This is a genomic window from Robiginitalea insularis, from assembly GCF_052497835.1.
Map to the genome: position 1 here is coordinate 908361 of NZ_CP199296.1, position 19149 is coordinate 927509.

General features: G+C 48.1%; 17 protein-coding genes. 13 read left to right on the forward strand and 4 right to left on the reverse strand.

The genetic code is table 11. From position 1 onward, the window contains the following. The first annotated feature begins 4 nt into the window (after positions 1-4). Genes hutI through hutG form a run of 3 tightly spaced genes read left to right on the forward strand, consistent with a single transcriptional unit; the run spans position 5 to position 4278 of the window. A complete protein-coding gene (hutI, locus tag ACT6NV_RS04140) occupies positions 5-1282 on the forward strand; it encodes an imidazolonepropionase (RefSeq protein WP_445386001.1) in 1278 nt (425 codons plus the stop codon). Positions 1283-1286: 4 nt separating this feature from the next. Further along, positions 1287-3308: a urocanate hydratase gene (locus ACT6NV_RS04145; protein ID WP_445386002.1), complete on the forward strand. Its 2022-nt coding sequence runs from the start codon at positions 1287-1289 to the stop codon at positions 3306-3308. Positions 3309-3318: 10 nt separating this feature from the next. Next, positions 3319-4278 carry a formimidoylglutamase gene (gene hutG, locus ACT6NV_RS04150; protein WP_445386003.1) on the forward strand — a complete coding sequence of 320 codons (960 nt, stop codon included), beginning with the start codon at positions 3319-3321 and terminating at the stop codon, positions 4276-4278. A 4-nt stretch (positions 4279-4282) separates the two neighbouring features. Here the strand turns inward: hutG and ACT6NV_RS04155 are convergent, their stop codons facing one another. Together ACT6NV_RS04155 and ACT6NV_RS04160 are read right to left on the reverse strand one after the other, a co-directional pair. Beyond that, the gene (locus ACT6NV_RS04155; protein WP_445386004.1) at positions 4283-5440 is read right to left on the reverse strand and encodes a homogentisate 1,2-dioxygenase; all 1158 of its coding nucleotides are present in this window, start codon (positions 5438-5440) and stop codon (positions 4283-4285) included. A 238-nt stretch (positions 5441-5678) separates the two neighbouring features. Then, on the reverse strand, positions 5679-6980 hold the full coding sequence (locus ACT6NV_RS04160) for an NAD(P)/FAD-dependent oxidoreductase (protein WP_445386005.1): 1302 nt from the start codon (positions 6978-6980) through the stop codon (positions 5679-5681). 210 nt (positions 6981-7190) lie between these two features. Between ACT6NV_RS04160 and ACT6NV_RS04165 the strand changes: the two genes are divergently transcribed. Together ACT6NV_RS04165 and ACT6NV_RS04170 are read left to right on the forward strand one after the other, a co-directional pair. Continuing rightward, positions 7191-8357, forward strand: a complete 1167-nt coding sequence (locus ACT6NV_RS04165) for a hypothetical protein (protein ID WP_445386006.1) — start codon at positions 7191-7193, stop codon at positions 8355-8357. Between the two features lie 69 nt (positions 8358-8426). Continuing rightward, on the forward strand, positions 8427-8657 hold the full coding sequence (locus tag ACT6NV_RS04170) for a hypothetical protein (protein ID WP_445386007.1): 231 nt from the start codon (positions 8427-8429) through the stop codon (positions 8655-8657). A 6-nt stretch (positions 8658-8663) separates the two neighbouring features. Here ACT6NV_RS04170 and ACT6NV_RS04175 read toward each other — a convergent pair whose 3' ends face one another. Together ACT6NV_RS04175 and ACT6NV_RS04180 are read right to left on the reverse strand one after the other, a co-directional pair. Then, positions 8664-9515, reverse strand: coding sequence for a universal stress protein (locus ACT6NV_RS04175; protein WP_445386008.1), 852 nt, complete (start codon positions 9513-9515; stop codon positions 8664-8666). A 114-nt stretch (positions 9516-9629) separates the two neighbouring features. Continuing rightward, a complete protein-coding gene (locus tag ACT6NV_RS04180; protein WP_445386009.1) occupies positions 9630-10319 on the reverse strand; it encodes a Crp/Fnr family transcriptional regulator in 690 nt (229 codons plus the stop codon). Between the two features lie 136 nt (positions 10320-10455). On the opposite strand from ACT6NV_RS04180, the gene ACT6NV_RS04185 reads away from it, so the two are divergent. The 8 genes from ACT6NV_RS04185 to ACT6NV_RS04220 all read left to right on the forward strand — a co-directional run bounded on the left by ACT6NV_RS04185 (position 10456) and on the right by ACT6NV_RS04220 (position 19128). Next, entirely contained in the window at positions 10456-12837 is a 2382-nt protein-coding gene (locus tag ACT6NV_RS04185; RefSeq protein WP_445386010.1) for a heavy metal translocating P-type ATPase, read from the forward strand. A 74-nt stretch (positions 12838-12911) separates the two neighbouring features. Then, complete coding sequence (gene ccoS, locus ACT6NV_RS04190) at positions 12912-13106, forward strand: cbb3-type cytochrome oxidase assembly protein CcoS (protein WP_445386011.1); 195 nt, start codon at positions 12912-12914, stop codon at positions 13104-13106. A gap of 11 nt (positions 13107-13117) precedes the next feature. After that, a complete protein-coding gene (ccoN, locus tag ACT6NV_RS04195) occupies positions 13118-15316 on the forward strand; it encodes a cytochrome-c oxidase, cbb3-type subunit I (protein WP_445386012.1) in 2199 nt (732 codons plus the stop codon). A gap of 6 nt (positions 15317-15322) precedes the next feature. Beyond that, on the forward strand, positions 15323-15514 hold the full coding sequence (locus ACT6NV_RS04200; protein ID WP_445386013.1) for a CcoQ/FixQ family Cbb3-type cytochrome c oxidase assembly chaperone: 192 nt from the start codon (positions 15323-15325) through the stop codon (positions 15512-15514). Continuing rightward, positions 15511-16482 carry a cbb3-type cytochrome c oxidase N-terminal domain-containing protein gene (locus ACT6NV_RS04205; protein WP_445386014.1) on the forward strand — a complete coding sequence of 324 codons (972 nt, stop codon included), beginning with the start codon at positions 15511-15513 and terminating at the stop codon, positions 16480-16482. The genes ACT6NV_RS04200 and ACT6NV_RS04205 overlap by 4 nt, the downstream gene beginning before the upstream one ends. Positions 16483-16513: 31 nt before the next feature. Beyond that, positions 16514-17932, forward strand: a complete 1419-nt coding sequence (gene ccoG, locus ACT6NV_RS04210; RefSeq protein WP_445386015.1) for a cytochrome c oxidase accessory protein CcoG — start codon at positions 16514-16516, stop codon at positions 17930-17932. A 5-nt stretch (positions 17933-17937) separates the two neighbouring features. Then, positions 17938-18384: a FixH family protein gene (locus tag ACT6NV_RS04215; protein ID WP_445386016.1), complete on the forward strand. Its 447-nt coding sequence runs from the start codon at positions 17938-17940 to the stop codon at positions 18382-18384. A 39-nt stretch (positions 18385-18423) separates the two neighbouring features. Continuing rightward, positions 18424-19128 (forward strand): sulfite exporter TauE/SafE family protein, encoded by a 705-nt coding sequence (locus ACT6NV_RS04220; RefSeq protein ID WP_445386017.1) that lies wholly within the window; start codon positions 18424-18426, stop codon positions 19126-19128. Positions 19129-19149 lie beyond the last annotated feature (21 nt).

A 19149-nucleotide genomic window follows, 5' to 3' on the forward strand; every position in this document is an offset into this window, starting at 1 on the left:
TAAAATGCAGACACAACCGGATACATCAGAGAACAATTATTCCCTTCTGGGCCCTTTTAGTCAGTTGCTTCCCATGAGCGGCCTGGAACTAAGGGGGCCGGTTGCTGACCAGTCTTTGCAACCCATCTCAGATGCAGGAATTCTTATTAAAGGCAACAGAATTGAAGCAGTAGCAAATTTCAGCAGCCTTCAAATTAAGGCAAAGGACGCAAAGGCCCGTATATACAGCATACAGCAACCGGCCGTGTGCCTTCCAGGTTTTATAGACTCCCATACCCATAGCTGTTTTGCAGGGAGCCGGGCTTCGGACTACGCCCTTCGCAATAGCGGGAGCAGTTATCAGGAAATAGCAGCGGCGGGCGGCGGGATATGGGATACTGTTACCCAAACCCGGAAGGTGTCGGAAATGTTTCTGGCGAACCGGCTGGCATCCCAATGCGATCGCTTTCTCCACAGGGGCATCACCACCTTAGAAGTAAAAAGCGGATATGGGTTATCTACGGCGGAGGAATTGAAAATGCTTCGGGCAATCAACAGCATAGATAAAACCCATGCCGCAGACCTTATACCTACCTGCCTGGCTGCGCATACGCTGCCACGGGATTTTAAGGGAAACAGCACGGCCTATCTCCGGAATATCCTGGAGGAACTGCTCCCCCAAATCCTGGATGAAAAGTTAAGTACCCGGCTGGATGCCTTTGTGGAAGCAGGTGCTTTTGGGCCGGAGGATATTATCCCCTACTTCAAAAAGGCGAAATCCATGGGGTTTTCGCTAACGGTTCATGCAGATCAATTCACGGTTGGGGGAAGCCGGGTTGCCATTGAATGTGGTGCCCTCAGTGCTGACCACCTGGAAGCGAGCGGGCCGGATGAAATTAAGGCCCTGGCACGATCGAATGTTATCGCTACCGCCCTGCCCGGGGCCACCCTTGGCCTGGGTTGCGGCTTTACCCCTGCAAGGGCGCTACTGGACGCAGGGGCCTGCCTGGCTATTGCCAGCGATTTTAATCCCGGATCGGCTCCTATGGGGGATCTGCTTACTCAGGCTTCCCTGCTGGGTGCTTTTGAAAAAATCACCAATGCAGAAGTCTTGTCAGGGATTACCTTCAGAGCAGCGGCAGCCCTCAATTTAAAGGACCGGGGCAAAATCATGCCGGGCCTGCTTGCAGATCTGGTAATCTTCCCCACAGAAAACTTCAATGAAATCCTGTACCAACAGGGCCAAATGCAACCGATAGCGGTTTGGAAAAGCGGACAGCTGGTATTTTCAAAAGACAATTAACGGTATGAAAACTAAGACAAGTACAAAAGCATTCAAAGAGGCTATCCTGCAAGGGATACCTTCCGAATTACCCCCTTTCCGGGAACGAAATCCTGAATACTCGCATGCCCCAAACCGAAAGGATATCCTGAGCCCGGCAGAAAAGAGACTGGCCGTACGCAATGCCCTGCGATATTTCCCCCCTGCATGGCATCCCGAACTGGCCCTGGAATTTAAAGCTGAGTTGGAACAATATGGCAGGATTTATATGTATCGGTTTAAGCCCTCTTATGGGATATACGCCAGGAAAATTTCAGATTACCCTGCTAAAAATACGACTGCTGCTGCCATTATGCTGATGATACAGAATAACCTGGACCCCAAGGTTGCGCAGCACCCGGAGGAACTCATCACCTACGGCGGGAATGGGGCCGTTTTTCAGAATTGGGCTCAGTACCTGCTTACCATGAAGTACCTTTCTGAGATGAGCGAATCCCAGACGCTTCATGTGTATTCCGGGCACCCTATGGGACTCTTCCCCTCTTCTGCTGCTGCCCCGCGGGTGGTGGTTACCAATGGGATGATGATCCCCAACTACTCCAAACCGGACGACTGGGAAAAATTCAATGCCCTGGGAGTAACCCAGTACGGGCAAATGACCGCTGGTTCGTACATGTACATCGGGCCTCAGGGTATCGTCCACGGAACAACCATAACCGTGCTGAATGCCTTTCGAAAAGTGCTGGGACCGGATCAATCCCCGGAAGGAAAAGTATTTGTTACCTCCGGCCTTGGTGGGATGAGTGGTGCCCAGCCCAAGGCCGGAAATATTGCAGGCTGTATCACCCTCTGCGCAGAGGTTAACCCTATGGCTGCCCGAAAAAGGCACGAACAGGGATGGGTAGATGAATTGTACGACTCTCTGGATGCGCTTGTAGAACGGACCCGATCGGCCATTGCAGACAAAGAAATTGTTTCCCTTGCCTATATTGGGAACGTGGTGGAGCTGTGGGAGCGATTGGATCTGGAAGCGATACAGGTAAGCCTGGGAAGTGACCAGACTTCGCTTCACAATCCGTGGGCAGGTGGGTATTACCCTGCTGGCCTGACCTATGATGAAGCTAACGAATTAATGCGGGAAGACCCCAAAGCGTTCAGGGAAGCCGTCAGGGTTTCTCTCAAAAGACAGGTTGCAGCTATAAACCGGCATGCAGCAAAAGGCATGTACTTCTTTGACTACGGGAATGCCTTTTTACTGGAAGCCTCCCGGGCCGGGGCTGCAGTAATGGCAGCTGACGGGATAGCGTTTCGTTACCCCTCATATGTGCAGGACATATTGGGGCCATTATGTTTTGATTATGGCTTTGGCCCTTTTCGCTGGGTCTGTTCTTCAGGGAAAAAGGAAGACCTCGATATCACAGACCAACTGGCCTTACAGGTAATGCAGGAGCAGTTGCGGGAAGCTCCTGCCTGGATTCGGCAACAGCTCATGGATAATATCAAATGGATTTCGGAAGCTGCAGACAACGAATTGGTTGTGGGCTCCCAGGCGCGCATCCTATATGCCGATGCCTTTGGACGTATTGCCATTGCAAAGGCATTTAACAGGGCAATAGCTAGCGGGAAAATCTCCGAACCTGTAATCCTGGGCCGTGACCATCACGATGTTAGCGGAACAGACAGTCCTTTCCGGGAGACCAGTAATATATTTGACGGGAGTCGTTTTACAGCAGACATGGCTATCCACAATGTCATTGGCGACAGCTTCCGTGGTGCCAGCTGGGTTTCCATTCACAATGGGGGCGGTGTTGGTTGGGGGGAAGTAATCAACGGAGGGTTCGGACTGGTCCTCGATGGCTCAGATCAGGCCGAAGCCCGACTGCAAAACATGCTGTTTTACGATGTAAACAACGGTATTGCCCGCAGGAGCTGGGCAAGGAATGCTGAGGCCATGCAGGCTCTTAAAACAGAAATGCAAAGAAGTCCGGGATTAAAAGTTTCTCTCCCGGAATTGGTAGACGAAGCGGTCTTAAAAGATTTGTTTTAGCCAGTAGCTTATGAAAAAATATTATCAGAAACCGGACCCTGGGGCCTGGCAGGGCCGCCCCTCCGATAACCGGGCGTACTTACATGAAAGGATAGGGCTGTTAGACCTGTCGGAACCAGCAGTGCCAAAAGCAGCTTCCCGGGAAACAGCTTTGATCGGCTATGCCTGCGAGGCGGGCATCAAAAGGAACATGGGTCGTATTGGGGCCGCTAAAGGACCACTGGCCTTGCGAACCGCCCTGGGGAAAATGCCCTGGCCCGGAAAGGAAGAAGGACAATTATGGGATGCCGGAAATATTCACTGTCCGGATGCCAATATGGAGGGGGCTCAGGAATGCTTTAGCATGTATGTAACACAACTGTTGCAGAATGGATATTTCCCGCTTGGGATAGGAGGAGGACATGATATTGCCTATGCGCACTACAGGGGCATACGGGACTTTTTGGGAAAGGATATAAAATTGGGGGTGGTCAATTTTGATGCGCACCTGGACCTTCGCCTGCCCACAGAACGGGGGCATTCCGGCAGCCCTTTTTATCAGATCGCGGAATTGTGCAGGGAACAGGATACGGCATTCCATTATGCCTGTGTAGGCCTGAGGGATGATGCAAACCCCGAAGAGTTGTGGGATCGCGCAAAAGCTTATGGTGTGCTTTGCCTTAAGCGAGAATTGATGGAAGAAACACACAAAGCAGAGAGCCTGCAGCACCTAATGGCCTTTGCAGACAAAGTGGATAAAATATATCTGAGTATCGATCTGGATGGCTTTTCGTCGGCATTCGCCCCGGGGGTCAGTGCGGCCTCCCCTATGGGATTCAGTCCGGCAAACTTCCTTCCATTTTATGAGATGCTGCTACGTTCCGGCAAGGTAATCAGTATGGACCTGGCCGAGCTCAGCCCAAGGCTGGACAGGGATGCCCAGACGGCTACCCTTGCTGCCAGTTTATGCCACAGGGCCCTTCAGTATTAAGGACTTATTCCAACCAGGATTGATAGTATTTGCCGTCGTCCAGCTTTAAGGCAGCCTGAGTAAGCTGCAGGGGCTTGAAGGTATCCACCATCACAGCCAGTTCTTCAGTGCCTTTTTTACCGATACTGGCCTCATAGGTGCCCGGATGCGGGCCGTGGGGAATACCTGCCGGGTGCAGGGAAATGTATCCCTGGTCGATATTTTTCCGACTCATAAAATCCCCGTCCACATAATACAGGACCTCATCGGAATCTATATTTGAGTGGTTATAGGGAGCGGGAATGGCCTCCGGGTGGTAGTCGTAAAGACGCGGACAGAAAGAACAAACCACAAAGGCCGAAGTTTCAAAGGTCTGATGCACAGGTGGTGGTTGATGGACCCTTCCGGTAATGGGTTCAAAATCGTGTATGGAAAACCCATACGGGTAATTATATCCGTCCCATCCGACCACATCAAAGGGATGTGTGGCATATATCAACTGGTGTAACTGCCCTTGTTTCTTGACCTTGATCAGAAATTCTCCTTTTTCATCATGGGTCTGGAGGTTTTGCGGCAATTTGAAATCCCGCTCGCAGAAAGGGGAATGCTCCAGGTGCTGTCCAAACCAGTTGCGATAACGCTTGGGGGTATAGATGGGATGATAGGATTCCGTAATAAAGAGGCGATTGTCCTCGCCGTCAAAGTGTATCTGATAGATCATACCCCTCGGGATCAGCAAATAATCCCCGTATTCAAATGGGATTTCGCCCATAAAGGTTTTCAAAACGCCGGATCCCTTATGAATGAACAACAACTCATCGGCATCGGCATTCTTATAGAAATAATCGGTTTGTGAAGCCGAGGGAGCCGCCAGGGCCAGGTGCACATCCGAATTGAACAGGATAACCGTCCGGCTTTCCAGAAAGTCCTTTTTTGAAGGAAGTTCAAGGCCCTTTAGCAGGCGGGATTTAATGTTGTATTCCACTGCTGCCCGGGGGGCAATATCCAGTGTTTTTTCGATTTGCTTTACCTGAGTGGGTCTGTGCAAATGGTACATAAGCGAAGACATTCCGTCAAAGCCAATAGTCCCGAACAGTTGTTCATAATGCAGGCTTCCGTCCTCTTTTCGGAAAGTTGTATGTCGTTTGTGGGGGATTTTACCGAGCCGGTGATATAGTGGCATAATTTAATTCCTTTTATGGGCCTTAAATTTACGATTTTTTAAGGCTTAAAAGAAATTCTAAAAGAGGGTTAAAGTGCAATTTGAAAATTGATCAGGAGAAGCGAAAGGGGCCTTAACAAAAAAAGCCTTCCTTAACGGAAAGCCTTTCATTGGAAGCGGCAAACTTGCTGCCGCCGACCGATATCCCCTGTAATCAGGGAATACAACACAACACGACAAAGATAAGAAAGCTTTTGAATTATTCCGTGATTTCCCCTTCCTTTTCAACTTTCGAGGGAAACGGCCTGACGATCAGCCGGGTCGCCTTGTCGTAATTGATATAATTATATGCCCAGTTAAAAAACACCACTACCCGGTTGCGGAAACCGACCAGCGACATCAGATGGACAAACATCCAGATAAACCAGGCCATGGCCCCTCCGAAACTCAGCCAGGGCAGGTCTACTACGGCCTTATTCCTCCCAATGGTGGCCATATTCCCCTTGTTTTTGTACTCAAAGGGCTGAAGTTGCTTTCCGGCGAGAAGCCGTTTAAAATTCTTTGCCAGCAATTCCCCCTGCTGAATGGCAGGTTGCGCCATTTGCGGGTGTCCGTCAGGATACTTTTCCGTACGCATCAGTGCAATATCCCCGATTGCAAAAATATGATCAAAACCCTGCACACGGTTATATCGATCTACCTCAAGGCGTCCCGTTCGTTTATCCGTAACCTCCTTCGCAAAGCCATCAACAAGTGCCCCGGTCACTCCGGCCGCCCAGATACAATTGGCTGTTCTGAGCACCATCCCGTCTTCGGTTTCTAAAAACTCCCCGTCATAGCTGCGTACCATGCTGTTCAAAATAATTTTAACCCCCAGTTTTTCAAGAAAAGAATGGGCCTTTTCAGAAGCGTTATCACTCATGGGAGGCAATACCTGATGGGAACCTTCAAAGAGGTATATCTCCATGCCAGAAACATCCAGGTGCCGGTAATCCCTCGGAAAAACATGCCGCTTTAGTTCTGCAAAGGCACCCGCCAGTTCCACCCCGGTTGGTCCGGCCCCGATAATGCAGAAAGTCATCAGGCCCTTTCTGAGCTCAGGATCGTCCACATAGTCCGCTTTTTCAAGATTTTGTAGCACCAGACTCCGGATATTGAGTGCCTGCGGAATAGTCTTCATAGGCATGGCATTTTTTTGTATCTCGGCGTTACCGAAGAAATTTGTCCTGGTCCCGGTAGCGAGGATCAGGTAATCAAAAGTGAAATCCCCTTTGTCGGTATGGATTTTCCGGGACGCAGTATCCACAGAAGAGACCTCTGCCCATCGGAAATAAAACTGAGGCAGCCGTTTTAAAATTTTCCTGATGGGATAGGCTATGCTGTCAGGCTCCAGGCCTCCGGTGGATACCTGGTAAAGCAAAGGTTGAAAATTATGGTAGTTGTGTCGGTCTACCATTACTATTTGTGCCCTTAGCCCGCTGAGCCTTTTTGCCAGGGAGATTCCGGCAAAACCCCCTCCAATAATTACAATTCTGGGTTCCTGGGTCTTGGGTAAATTCATAAAGCTGCTTTATTCCAAAAATAAGCATAGTATAACCGTTTATCGAGAAAAGCCGCAGTTATCAGCTTTTGGATCACTTCTGTGAATAGCCAAAAATGCCGATAAGTGGAAAATGAACTGTTCGTTGTCCTTCAAAGAGGTATTTGATCCTTAGTATTTGAAGACTTTGCGGATGCAGTCTAATTTGTAATCCCAAATCGACCTTAAATTATGCGAATTAAACACTTGTGTTATGCCCTGACTGTATTGTTGGTACTCTCCTGTAACGAAGAGCCTACTTCAGAAGAGCTTTATTCAGACAAAACCGTGCCTGAAGTTTCCCTTTTTGAAGAATCCATTGATCTGGATCCGGGGACACAGGCTTACAACTGGTTAAAAAGCATGCAGCATTCCAATGGACTTGTGGAAAGTGCCTATAATACCAATTTTGTTTCCCTTTACGATAACGCACTGGCCGCCCTTGCGTTCATGGAAATGGGGGACTTATCAAGGGCGAAAAATATTCTGGACTATTTCAAGGCCGTACAGCCTTCAGAATTTGCTTCCAGTGGAGGAGGGTTCTACCAGTTCAGGGACACTGAGGGCAACAATGCTTCCAGAGTTTGGCTGGGAGACAATGCCTGGTTGCTCATTGCCCTGCGGCATTATAAGCAGGTAAGCGGTAGCCAGGAATACAACGATATGATTACTACGCTGGATAGCTGGATTAGAACCCTGCAAACAGAAGATGGTGCACTGTCGGGGGGTATAAACGAAGACGGTTCTGAAATTCCTAAAGTAACCGAAGGTATACTGACGGCATTTACAGCAGTAGAAGGCTTTGACGCTTTTCACCAGGGTATTTTGACATTTCTGCAGACCCATCGCTGGGATACACAACAGGCCATTCTGAAAACCCATAGCTATGAGGCCCCTTATGCTCATGCCATGGACCTGCATTCCCTGCCTGCAATGATATTTAAGGCCGATGCCAGCCTGTTTCTGGATTCGGCCGACCGTTTCTTTACCGTGCAACAGCATACGGTAAACCAACTTACCCTGGGCGGATTCTGTTTTGATGAAGACCTGGATGTGGTTTGGCTGGAAGGAACGGCTCAAATGGCACTGGCCTATAAATATTCCGGAAAGACTGATGCTTACGAAATGGCTATAGGGGAATTGGAAAAGTCCTTTGTCTCCAAACAGGATGGTTCCGGTTTGCAAGGGCTTCCCTATACCGCAAACCATGGTACAAACTTTGGAGCTACCCCTCTATGGGACCATGCAGACGAAAAAGGGGCCGTTTCCTCAACTGCCTGGTACCTGTTTGCAAAATCGGGATTCAACCCGCTGCAACTTTCAAACCCGGGAGCTCCGGATTCATTCCTTGTGCAATAAGCGGGAGTTTATTATTCCTTTAACAATACTTCAGGGCACATCTTTTTATATTCAGTCAAAAAGATGCTTATGAAAATCTCTGCAATGGCATGGATTGGTATTACAACCAGCCTGCTTGTACTGCTTGCCATGGGAGCAGCGCTAAACCTCAGATTCAGCTGGATCTTCTTTGGAACCCTTATTGGCCAGGCCCTGATATTGGTAATGGTTTATAAGGTATTAAAGGACAATTACACTACCGATAAAACTTTTGAGGATTTCTATGAAGACCGGCCTGTCCCCAGAGAAAATTATCGGTAATAAGGCTTAGTCTTTTGAAGGTTGCATTACCAGGAAGGGTATCTCAACGTGAAAAGCCATCCTTTTCACAACCGGTTCCCGGACCCAGTCACTGATAAGGCTGTGTTCGTTACGGATCATCATCAGAAAACCGATATCCAGCTCCTTTATATAATCTGCAATAGTACTGGCTTTTCCTTCTGAAAAGGTAACCCAATCCGAACAGGGTTGCAGTGATTCTGCCTCCATCAGCAACTGTCTTCTGTTATAATGTTGTTTTCCGCTGAGCGCACTGAGTTCCCCGATGTGCATTATGTGCAATTCTGCGCTGAGTTGTTCTGTAAAAAACCGGAGTGTTTTCAGTTGTATATCGGAATACGAACTGGAATAATCAGTAATGAGACCAAGCCTGATCCCTTTCCTGAACTTCGCCTCTCTGGGAATAATCAGTACCGGGATGTCCGATGCCGTTCTGAGGATACGAATAGTATTGCTACCCAGAAACAATTCCCTGAGGCCACTTGCACCGGTAGTACCGCTAATCAGCAAATCAATATTTTTCAGACAGATCTGCTCTCTTACTTCTTCCGTTAAAAGGTTAAAGGACGAAATACTTGAAAACTCATGCTTGCTTTCAGGGTATCTCATGCGGATATCCTGAACCAAATTGGCAAGTCCCTTTTCTGATTCGAGCTGAGCCCTGTCTGCATCCTGGTCGCTGCCCTGGGCAAGTGCCATCACCCGGCTGTGAATAAAATCCGGGGTATATGTATTTAGAAAATAAAATAACGCCGGTTGCTTATCAAAAATATTCAGGCCGTATTCCACAGCGTTTGTGGCGGTCTCTGAAAAATCAGTGGGTATCAGTATCCGATTCATGCCAAACCTGTTCTTTAAAGTGTTAAAGGTAGAAGCGGGAACCGGCCTAAAGTATGATATCGATCAGGTTTTAAATTGAATTGGGAAGATTGTTGCGGAAAGAAAATTTACAGTTCAAAAACCGTCTACAAGGTCCTGAAGTTTACGCTCTTCCAGAAGCAACATGCGTTTGCCGGAAGTTTTTATAAGCCCCTTTTTACGGAACTCCGAGAGTATTCGGATACAGGACTCGGTAGCCGTCCCCACCACATTAGCGATATCTTCCCTGGACAACACCAGGGCGAGGTACCCTTCCGAATCCGTGCCGAAATTGTGTTTTAAATACAGCAGCGCTTCGGCGATGCGCTGCTTAACGTTTTTCTGGGACATGTTTACAATAACATCGTCTGCCTCCCTGAGGTCATGGGCCATATGCCGCAAAACTTCATAGGTAAAGTCCGGGTTTTTGTGCAGTGTAGTTACTATGGCCTCTTTTGGAATAAAACAAACTTCCATGTCGTTCACGGCAATGGCACTGAGATTGGAGGACTCTTCTGCCACCACCGATCGCTGGCCCAGTACTTCTCCTTTTGAGGCCAATTTTACGATCTGATCTTTGCCCGTAGCGCTTAGTTTTGAGAGTTTGGAAACCCCTCCCCTTACGCAATAAACACCTCCGAGTTTCTCCCCTTCTTCGAAGATTACCTCGCCCTTTTTGACTATTTTGCTTGTTTTGGAATCGGAAACAGATTTGAGTTCTTCCTTGCTCATTGCCCTTAGGGCATTGAATTTCCGAACGATACAGTTCTCACAGCGATTGTCCATAAACCTTGTAATCTATACCCTAAATGTAGCTAAAATCCGGCTCTTTTGAAAACTGATATTAATCATCTTTTGCCTACCTTGATTATTTCATCTTTGAACCAATTTTAAATCTACCTGACTGAACAGCCCTCAGCCTATGCCAGAAAAGGAACATTCCTGTTTTCATTGCGGAGATCCCTGCAGAGACACCCACCTGATCTTTGAAGAGAAAAACTTCTGTTGCCGGGGGTGTAAAACGGTTTATCAGCTCTTTCAGCAGAATGACCTGGGGTATTATTACGAAATGGAGGCAGCAGCCGGGAACAGTCCTAAGGGGGCCGGAAGAAAATACGATTTCCTGGAAGACAGCCAGATTTCTGAACGATTGCTGGATTTTCACGATGGAAGCCACAAGGTGGTAAATCTTTCTATTCCGGGGATTCACTGTAGTTCCTGTATTTGGATATTGGAAAATCTACAAAAACTGAACCCGGGTATAATCAGCAGTCAGGTAGATTTCCCGCAAAAAAAAGCCCGCATCCACTTTGACGGAGACTGTATCAGCTTAAAAGAACTGGTAAACCTGCTTGTCGCCATCGGATATGAACCTTCCATAACCCTGGAAGACTACGGCGGCAAAAAACCGACCTCTAACCGCAGACTGATCTATCAGCTGGGTATTGCCGGATTTGCCTTCGGGAATATAATGTTCCTGTCCTTTCCCGAGTATTTTGAAAGCGGGGAATATTGGCTGGAACAGTACAAAGGGCTTTTTCGCTGGATCATGTTTGCCTTTTCCCTGCCGGTAGTGTTTTACTCCGCCTCGGGATATTTTACAGCGGCCTTTAAAGGGTTGCGCTCCGGTATTCTGAATATTGATGTCCCCATAGCGCTGGGGATCATAACACTTTTTCTGCGCTCTACCCTGGAAATCGCCTTCGATTGGGGAAGTGGATTTTTTGACAGCCTGAGCGGGCTGGTATTCTTTCTATTGCTCGGGAGGTTTTTTCAGCAAAAAACATACTCCTATCTCTCCTTTGAACGGGACTATACCTCTTACTTCCCCATCGCTGTGACACGCCTGAACGGTGATGGAACAGAGCAAAGCAACCCGGTTCATGAAGTTGTTAAGGGAGATAGGCTTCTAATTCGAAACGGCGACCTTATTCCTGTAGATTCCGTCCTGCTTAAAGGAAAAGGTGAAATTGATTACAGCTTTGTTAGCGGGGAAGCGCGTCCTGTTTTTAAAGCTACCGGAGACAAACTCTTTGCGGGGGGAAAACAACTCGGGGCTACCCTGGAAATTGAAGTGTTAAAGCCCGTATCTCAAAGTTATCTGACAGAACTGTGGAGTGATTCGGCCTTTTCCAAAAACACAGACACCCCTTTCCGGAACCTTACAGATCGCATCGGCAAACGGTTTACCTGGGTAGTGCTCAGTATCGCATTTACCTCCGGGGCCTTCTGGCTGTGGTATGATCCTTCCCTGGCAATGAACGTCTTTACAGCTGTATTGATTATTGCCTGCCCCTGCGCCATTGCCCTGGCAGCCCCTTTTACTTTGGGGAACCTGCTGCGGATTTTTGGTAAAAAAGGGTTCTATGTCAAAGACACGGAAACCCTTGAAAGAATGGCCCAAATCAACACCATAATTTTTGACAAAACAGGAACCCTTACCACCCGAAGCGAAAACAGCATCCGATACAATGGGGTAGAACTCACCCAAAAAGAAGCAGCTCTTCTGAAGAATACTTTGCGCGCATCGGGTCATCCCCTGAGCCAGATGTTGTATAAGCAACTGGCAGTATACAATATAGTACCCCTGGACCGTTTTGAGGAACACCTAGGCGAAGGCCTGGAAGGCCGCATCGCGGAAGACAGTATCCGAATTGGTTCCAGGGATTTTGTGGGGGCTGAAACCACCTCAGAAGCCTTGGGCACGGAGGTACATATAAGTACCAACGACTCTTATAAAGGTTGTTTCAGTATCCAGAATAAATATCGCAAAGGGATGGGAGCCTTGTTGTCTGAACTCGCTGATGACTATTCCCTGGCCTTGCTATCAGGGGATAATACCGCGGAAAAAGAAGCCCTGGAAGAGGTTTTGCCTCCGCTTACTCCCATGTATTTCAACCAGCGGCCCAAAGAAAAATTACAATTCGTCAAATCCCTGCAACAGGAAGGCAAAGAAGTCCTGATGGTAGGGGACGGTCTGAACGATGCGGGGGCCCTGGCTCAAAGCCAGGTGGGAATCGCCGTTACAGAAGAATCGAACTTATTTACACCTGCCTGCGATGCCATCCTGGACAGCAGAAGCTTTGCTGATCTTGGAAGTTTCCTGAAAATAAGCAACCGGGCCATGGGGGTCATCCGCCTGAGCTTTGCGCTTTCCCTGCTGTATAATCTCGTAGGGCTTTACTTTGCCATTACCGGACAACTGGAGCCCGTAATTGCTGCCATTTTAATGCCCCTCAGTTCCATCAGTATTGTAGCCTTCACCACCCTTGCCAGCACCTGGATTGGCAGGAAGTTAAAATAAACGCCAAAGCATGATAATTATCATGTTTTCGGCGCTAGCCGGCCATTAGTTTTACACCTAAATTCTGCTTGGGTATGAGCGTGATTTATATGTTGCTGGCTATTAGCATCTTAGTAGCCCTTATTTTTTTTGCAGCCTTTATTTTTTCGGTCAGGAATGGTCAGTATGACGATTCCTACACTCCTTCCGTCCGCATGCTTTTTGAGGACGAAGTAAAATCCCCTGCCTCACAGCAAGAAGAAAATAACCCGCAAAAACCATCCAATTAAATACGCTTTTTATGGAAGTTCAACAATTTCACTACGACAATAAAATCGTTCAGAAATTCCTCTATGCGACCATGCTATGGGGGATTGTTGGCATGCTGGTAGGGCTACTGCTGGCATTTATGTTTTTATTTCCCAACCTGACAGACGGAATCTCCTGGCTGAGTTTCGGTCGCCTCAGGCCGCTGCATACCAACGCGGTGATTTTTGCCTTTGTGGGAAATGCCATGTTTGCAGGGGTCTACTACTCCACCCAAAGGTTACTCAAAGCACGCATGTTCAGCGATGCGCTGAGCAATTTTAACTTCTGGGGCTGGCAGGCCATAATTGTTGCTGCAGCCATTACGCTGCCACTGGGGTACACTACCTCAAAAGAATACGCGGAACTCGAATGGCCCATTGACCTTGCTATTGCGGTGGTTTGGGTAGCCTTCGGTTGGAATTTTATAGGAACCCTGCTCAGGCGGAGGCAACGCCATCTTTATGTGGCGATCTGGTTTTATCTGGCTACCATCATTACGGTGGCCGTCCTGCATATATTCAACAGCCTGGAACTTCCGGTGGGGGCCCTAAAGAGTTATTCGGTCTATGCCGGGGTACAGGATGCCCTGGTACAATGGTGGTACGGCCACAACGCGGTAGCCTTTTTCCTGACTACTCCTTTCCTGGGGCTGATGTATTATTACGTCCCCAAGGCAGCCAACCGGCCTATTTATTCCTACCGACTGTCTATTGTGCATTTCTGGTCGCTCATCTTTATTTACATCTGGGCAGGGCCTCACCACCTGTTGTATTCCGCACTTCCGGACTGGGCCCAGAACCTTGGAGTGGCCTTCTCTGTAATGTTGATTGCGCCTTCCTGGGGAGGGATGATAAACGGATTGTTGACGCTGAGGGGTGCCTGGGATAAAGTGCGCACCAGTCCCGTATTGAAATTCATGGTAGTTGCCATTACGGGCTACGGGATGGCCACTTTTGAAGGCCCCATGTTATCCCTTAAAAATATTAACGCCATTGCGCATTTCAGTGACTGGATCATTGCCCACGTACATGTGGGGGCACTGGCCTGGAACGGCTTCCTGACCTTTGGTATGATTTACTGGCTGGTTCCAAAAATGTTCAAAACCCGCCTGCATTCTACCCCACTGGCAAATTTCCACTTCTGGATCGGGACCCTCGGGATTGTGCTTTATGCGCTGCCCATGTATGTGGCCGGGTTTACACAGGCGCTAATGTGGAAAGACTTCAATCCGGATGGAACCCTGGTATATGGGAATTTCCTTGAAACCGTGAACGAAATCATGCCGATGTACTGGATGCGGGCCATTGGCGGAAGTTTGTACCTGATCGGGATGTTTGTGATGCTTTACAACATTGTTGCAACCATCCGCTCGGGTAGCCGTGTGGAGGATGATCTGGCGGAAGCCCCTGCCCTAACCCGTGTATCGCGCCACAGAACGGCCGGGGAAACCTATCACACCTGGTTGGAAAGAAAGCCGATTCAACTGACCCTTCTGGCTACCGTTGCCATATTAATCGGAGGGATCATTCAAATTGTCCCTACCATCCTGGTAAAATCCAACATCCCCACCATAACCAGTGTAAAACCCTATACCCCGCTTGAACTGGAAGGAAGAGACCTCTATATACGGGAAGGCTGCGTTAGTTGCCATTCCCAGATGGTTCGCCCATTCCGCTCGGAAGTAGAGCGATACGGTGAGTATGCCAAGGCAGGGGAATTTGTTTACGACCACCCCTTCCTCTGGGGAAGCAAGCGGACAGGGCCTGACCTGTTGCGCGTAGGTGGTAAGTATTCTGACAACTGGCACCTCAACCATATGTACGACCCTCAAAGTACTTCTTCCGGTTCCATCATGCCGGCCTATCAGTGGCTCATCCGCGATGAACACGACAGAAGCAAGACGGAAGCAAAAATGCGGGCTATGGTGAGCCTTGGGGTTCCCTACACTGAAGAAGACATTGCAGGGGCCGCAGCTTCTATGGATGCCCAGGCCACACAAATAGAAGAGAATCTCTACAGCGATCCAGATTTTGCAAAATCTTACGAAGCCGATAAGCAATACGCCTCGGAAAACGGACTCCCTTTTGTTGAGATGCGCGACCGGGAAATTGTAGCGCTCATTGCCTACCTGCAAAGGCTGGGAACAGATATTAAAATTGAACAACCTGAAACGGCTGCAACTCAAAACTGACAGACCATGCTAAAATTTGTAAAAAGCCATATGGAGACTATAGACGGGATAGCGACCTATCCTATGATCTCCCTGCTGATCTTCTTTTTGTTTTTTAGTGCCCTTTTCTGGTGGGTTTTTACCACCTCAAAAGAGCGTATCCGGGAGATGAGCGAAATGCCCTTAGATGACCAACAACCAAAAGCTTCAGAAAAATGAGAAATTCAACACCTTGGTGGATTCGGGTTCCGCTGCTTTTCTTTACAATATTCGCCCTGATGGAATACTTTATTGATTCCGGGGAGAAACCCGCATTTATAGAATACCCCATGACAGGCTATTTCCTGTTACTCATTTTGCTGTTGCTCATTGCCATAGAATTGATCCTGAAATCAATAGAGCAGGTAATGTTCCAGACACTCTCCAAGGAAGCCCAGGAACGTTATCTCAACGCTTCCGAAGAAGGCAGGGGATGGGTCTGGGGAAAAAGGATGTATCAAAAACTCCTGGGGTCCAAACCAGTGGAAGAAGAATCGGAAATTATCCTGGACCACAATTACGATGGGATCCGGGAGCTGGACAACAAATTACCCCCCTGGTGGGTCTACCTGTTTTATGTCACCATAATCTTTGGAGTAGTTTACCTGGCCCGTTTCCACGTGTTCGGGGATTACACCCAGGATGAGGAATTTGAAATGGAAATTGCCGAGGCCCGCCTGGCCATTGAAGAGTATAAGAAAAATGCCAAAGACCTGGTTGATGTCAATACGGTTACATTACTGACGGAAGCGGCCGACCTACAGGCAGGCGAGAACCTCTTCGTCACCAATTGTGCTGTTTGCCACAAAGTTGACGGCGGAGGCGGAATTGGTCCCAACCTGACGGATGACTACTGGATCCTGGGCGGGGGAATCCGCAACGTATTCAATACCATCTCGGAAGGCGGTCGCGCCGGGAAGGGGATGGTAGCCTGGAAAACGAATCTGAAACCGGCAGAGATGGCCCAGGTGGCAAGTTATGTGCTAACCCTGCACGGCACCAATCCTGTGGATGCCAAGGATCCGGAAGGAGAAATCTGGATGGACCCCAATGCCCCTGTAGATTCGGTGTCTGTGGAAATACGGGATTCGACTGCCGTAGAAATCATTATGGAGACCGATACTCCTGACCCTTTGCAGGAAGAATAGGGTACGGCTGACAGGCATTTAAATGAAGAGGATGGAAGAGGAACAAGAAAATTTCAGGGATTCCATTGGTACCATTGATGAAGAAGGTAAAAGGGCCTGGGTTTTTCCCAAAAAGCCCAGTGGTCCTTTTTACAAGTACCGAAAATGGGTGAGCTATTTCTTGTTGCTATTCCTGTTTAGTGCTCCTTTTATTAAGATTGATGGCAACCAGTTCCTGATGTTCAATGTCCTGGAGCGCCGGTTTAATATTTTCGGCCAACCCTTCTGGCCGCAGGATTTTCACCTGTTTGTGATTTCCATGATCATAGGGGTAATTTTTGTAGCCCTTTTTACCGTTGCCTTCGGACGGATTTTCTGTGGCTGGATGTGCCCGCAGACCATTTTTATGGAAATGGTTTTTCGCAGGATAGAATACTGGATAGATGGAGACAGGGGCGCACAGATGCGACTTGCCCGGCAAGCCTGGGATGGAGAAAAAATACGAAAAAGGGTTTTGAAATGGGTGATTTTCTTCCTGATCTCTTTTGTGATCGCCAATATTTTTCTGGCATACCTCATCGGGAGCGATCAGTTACTGGAATACGTAAAAGAAGGGCCTGGCAGCCATGGGGGAACCCTTACCGCCCTGCTCATATTTACTGCTGTCTTTTACTTTGTCTTTGCCTGGTTCCGGGAACAGGTTTGTATCATTGCCTGTCCGTATGGCCGCATGCAGGGGGTCTTGCTAGACAATAAATCCGTTGTGGTGGCTTACGACCATAAAAGGGGTGAAAGTGAAAACGGTCGCAAGAAATTTCGCAAGAATGAAGACAGAGCAGCCCTTGGATATGGGGATTGTATCGATTGTTTCCAGTGTGTACACGTCTGCCCCACAGGAATTGACATTCGGAACGGGACACAACTGGAATGTGTGAATTGTACGGCCTGTATAGATGAATGCAATACCATTATGGAAAAAGTAGGCCTTCCCAAAGGCCTTATCCGCTATGCAAGCGAAGATAACATTGTAAAAAAGGCAAAATTTTCATTTACCCCCCGCCTGAAAGGATATTCAGCGGTACTGGGCATCCTTGTATGTGTTTTAGTGGGAATGCTGTTTTTAAGAAATGACCTGGAAGCGAATGTGCTGCGCCTGCCCGGGCAACTTTATGAACATAAGGAAAACAACATTATCAGCAACGTTTACACTTATAAGCTGATCAATAAAACCACCCATCCGGTTACGGACATACACTTTAAATTATTATCGCATCCCGGGACCATCATCTTTGTAAAAGGCGATGGTTTTACGGTACCAGCACAGGAATTAAACGAGGGAACACTCTTTATTGAAATTAACAATGCTGCCCTGAACGGGGATAAGGACCAACTTAAAATTGGGGTCTACAGCGGGGAAGAACTAATAGAAACAACCCGGGCACGTTTTCTGGCGCCCCGGAATTATAACTGATAACGATGAAAATAAACTGGGGAACTGCAATTGTTTTAGTATTTATAGGATTTATAGGGTTTATAGGCTATTTCGTGGTTATTGCAAATACTACTGAAAGGACCAATCACGACCTTGTTACTGAAGATTACTATCAAAAAGAGCTGGGCTATCAGACCGATCTCGATGCCTCCCGTAATCTGAATGAGCTCAATAGCAATATGCGGGTCCAAATACGTCCGGAAGGGCTATTAATTGAGTTTCCGGAATCTATGCTAGAAGAAAAAATAAAAGGAACAGTGTCCCTATACAGGCCATCCAGTAAACAGTTGGATTTTGACGAGCCCATTCGTCTGTCCGACTCTCAAATGCTCATACCCAGGAGTCGTTTGGTGGATGGCCGCTGGGACATTAGAATATTCTGGGAATATGAGGAAGTTCCCTACCTGTACAGAAAGCGTATGGTACTTTGAAATAAGTTTATTTAAAATGAACCAAATACGTAAATAGCTGTGATAAGCACCGCCCTGATACTCGGATTGATGGGTAGCCTGCACTGCATTGGAATGTGCGGCCCTATTGCCTTTATGTTGCCGCTGGACCGGAGTAATTCCTGGAAACAATGGGGGCAGCTGGGTCTCTACCATGTGGGGAGGTTGCTGGCTTATGGCCTGATAGGCCTCATTTTCGGCCTTATCGGCAGAGGCCTGTACCTTTTTGGGTTTCAGCAAAAAATTTCCATTGCAATGGGGGTCATCATGATTGTAGCAGTTTTGTTCCCTGCCCGGATCAGCCGAAAATGGCGGGTGCTGCAGCCACTGTACAGGGTCCTGGGAAAATTGCAGGCAGCCCTGGGGAAACGTTTGAAAGAAAACAGTGCAGATGCTTTCCTGAGTATTGGATTCTTAAACGGATTTTTGCCCTGTGGTCTGGTTTATATTGCCTTGATTGGCGCAATGGCTATGGCTACCGCCGGCTCAGGTACTTTCTATATGATGGCCTTTGGCCTGGGGACTATACCCCTGATGAGTGCCATGGCATTGCTGGGGAAAATGGCCAAAGGCAAATGGCTGGGGCGCATCCGGAATTGGATACCCGTTTTTGTGGTAATTCTGGGAATTCTATTTATCCTGAGGGGTATGGGCCTTGGAATTCCATATATTTCCCCAAGGGATCCCTCAATGATGACCGCTACGCAGATAGAATGTCATCCATAATTTTTAAATTTGGCCGTTTTA